1 rRNA gene is annotated in these 3232 nt (G+C 53.3%); it reads right to left on the bottom strand.

Features of this window, described 5'->3' with window-relative positions:
• Positions 1-23: 23 nt before the first annotated feature.
• Positions 24-2824, bottom strand: a 23S ribosomal RNA gene (locus CRO48_RS31200).
• Positions 2825-3232 lie beyond the last annotated feature (408 nt).

Below are 3232 nucleotides of genomic sequence, written 5' to 3'. Positions count from 1 at the left end.
TTCGATGAGCATTTTCAATGAGAACGATCAAGCCAATCGAGCGATTAGTACCGGTAAGCTTCACGCATTGCTGCGCTTCCACACCCGGCCTATCAACGTGGTCGTCTTCCACGGCTCTCAAGGGAATACTCGTTTTCAGGTGGGTTTCCCGCTTAGATGCCTTCAGCGGTTATCCCTTCCATATATAGCTACCCTGCTATGCCCTTGGCAGGACAACAGGTCCACCAGAGATATGTCCATCCCGGTCCTCTCGTACTAGGGACAGATCCTGTCAATATTCCTACACCCACGGCAGATAGGGACCGAACTGTCTCACGACGTTCTGAACCCAGCTCACGTACCGCTTTAATTGGCGAACAGCCAAACCCTTGGGACCTGCTCCAGCCCCAGGATGCGATGAGCCGACATCGAGGTGCCAAACAACCCCGTCGATATGGACTCTTGGGGGTCATCAGCCTGTTATCCCCGGCGTACCTTTTATCCGTTGAGCGATGGCCCTTCCACGCGGGACCACCGGATCACTATGACCGACTTTCGTCTCTGCTCGACTTGTCAGTCTCGCAGTCAGGCGGGCTTATGCCATTGCACTCGACGAGCGATTTCCGACCGCTCTGAGCCCACCATCGCGCGCCTCCGTTACTCTTTCGGAGGCGACCGCCCCAGTCAAACTACCCACCATACACTGTCCCGGATCCGGATGACGGACCGCGGTTAGACATCCATGACGATAAGGGTGGTATTTCAAGGATGGCTCCACAGAAACTGGCGTCCCTGCTTCAAAGCCTACCACCTATCCTACACATGCCGACACGAATGCCAGTGTAAAGCTATAGTAAAGGTGCACGGGGTCTTTCCGTCTGACCGCAGGAACCCCGCATCTTCACGGGGAATTCAATTTCACTGAGTCTATGCTGGAGACAGCGGGGAAGTCGTTACGCCATTCGTGCAGGTCGGAACTTACCCGACAAGGAATTTCGCTACCTTAGGACCGTTATAGTTACGGCCGCCGTTTACTGGGGCTTCGATTCAAAGCTTGCACCTCTCCTCTTAACCTTCCAGCACCGGGCAGGCGTCAGACCCTATACGTCGTCTTGCGACTTCGCAGAGCCCTGTGTTTTTGATAAACAGTCGCTACCCCCTGGTCTGTGCCACCCCTAAAGACTTGCGTCCTTAGAGGTCACGCTTCTTCCGAAGTTACGCGTGCAATTTGCCGAGTTCCTTCAGCATAGTTCTCTCAAGCGCCTTGGTATACTCTACCTGACCACCTGTGTCGGTTTCGGGTACGGTCTATAATGATGGAGCTATTTCCTGGAACCCCTTCGCAGCCCATCCAATCCAATAAGAATGAACAACATACGGGATCCGTCACTACCACCAGGCCCACGAATATTAACGTGGTTCCCATCGACTACGCGTGTCCGCCTCGTCTTAGGGGCCGGCTAACCCTGCTCAGATTAACTTTAAGCAGGAACCCTTGGTCTTTCGGCGAGAGGGTCTCTCACCCTCTTTGTCGTTACTCATGTCAACATTCGCACTTCCGATATCTCCAGGAGCCCTCACGGGTCTCCCTTCACAGACTTACGGAACGCTCCGCTACCACACGTCTTGCGACGTATCCTCAGCTTCGGTGCATGGCTTCAGCCCCGTTACATTTTCGGCGCAAAGACCCTTATTTAGACCAGTGAGCTGTTACGCTTTCTTTAAATGATGGCTGCTTCTAAGCCAACATCCTGGTTGTTTTGGGATCCTCACATCCTTTCCCACTTAGCCATGACTTGGGGACCTTAGCTGGAGGTCAGGGTTGTTGCCCTCTTCACGACGGACGTTAGCACCCGCCGTGTGTCTGCCGACTAGTACTCCCAGGTATTCGGAGTTTGGTTAGGATCAGTAAGACGGTGAGTCCCCATAGCCCATCCAGTGCTCTACCCCCTGGGGTATTCGGTCGACGCTCTACCTAAATAGATTTCGCGGAGAACCAGCTATTTCCGAGTTTGATTGGCCTTTCACCCCTAGCCACAAGTCATCCCAATCTATTGCAACAGATGCGGGTTCGGCCCTCCAGTTGGTGTTACCCAACCTTCAGCCTGCTCATGGCTAGATCACTCGGTTTCGGGTCTAATGCGACGAACTGAACGCCCTGTTCAGACTCGCTTTCGCTGCGCCTTCACCTATCGGCTTAAGCTTGCTCGCCACACTAAGTCGTTGACCCATTATACAAAAGGTACGCCGTCAGGCTTGCGCCCTCCGACTGTTTGTAGGCAACCGGTTTCAGGTTCTATTTCACTCCCCTTGTCGGGGTGCTTTTCACCTTTCCCTCACGGTACTTGTTCGCTATCGGTCATGCACGAGTACTTAGGCTTGGAGAGTGGTCTCCCCATGTTCAGACAGGATTTCACGTGTCCCGCCCTACTCAAGGACAATGAGTGTTCTACGTGTACGGGGCTATCACCCGCTACGGCCGGACTTTCCATTCCGTTCCACTTTATTCCTCATTGCCACTGGCCTGGTCCGCGTTCGCTCGCCACTACTTGCGGAGTCTCGGTTGATGTCCTTTCCTGCAGGTACTTAGATGTTTCAGTTCCCTGCGTTCGCTTCTTACCCCTATTTTATTCGAAGGTAAGATACCTTATTTCAATACTTGGAAACCCAAGCCGTCCATCGCTGAACAGTTTGGATTCTCCAAGTATTTAAGGTGGGTTTCCCCATTCGGAGATCCATGGATCAAAGCTTATTCGCAGCTCCCCACGGCTTATCGCAGCGTATCACGTCCTTCATCGCCTGTGCATGCCAAGGCATCCACCAATTGCCCTTACGACACTTGATCGTTCTCATTGCCAATGCTCATCACTAGCTTTCGCATAAGCGAAAGCGACCGGATTACCTTTTACAATCCAGCCAACTCATGACGCCATCGACGTGTTCGATATGTCCTTCATTGCGGGCACGCCGGTGCACCGCGAAGTCATATCTTTAAGACCAGCTTCTCGAGATCTGTCCGGGGATGCGCGGTCAGGCAACATCCATCAACATGCCGTCAGAGGATCATCAAACACCAAAATCCCCGGAACCTTGCGGTCCGAAGCCTTCAGCGATCAATTCGCCAACAACGATCATGCCTTGAGTAACAGGCTTCCTACCTACCTCCAGCCCCTCACCCATTTCCGGTCGGCTAGACCATTCATGGGATCGCAAGGACTGGGCTCGGACGCCTCGAACCCAACGGGTTCAAAAC

This window comes from Rhizobium subbaraonis (genome assembly GCF_900220975.1).
Classification (GTDB): domain Bacteria; phylum Pseudomonadota; class Alphaproteobacteria; order Rhizobiales; family Rhizobiaceae; genus Mycoplana; species Mycoplana subbaraonis.
Note: the sequence above shows the minus strand (reverse complement) of the source record. Positions and strands in the feature narration are given on the sequence as shown.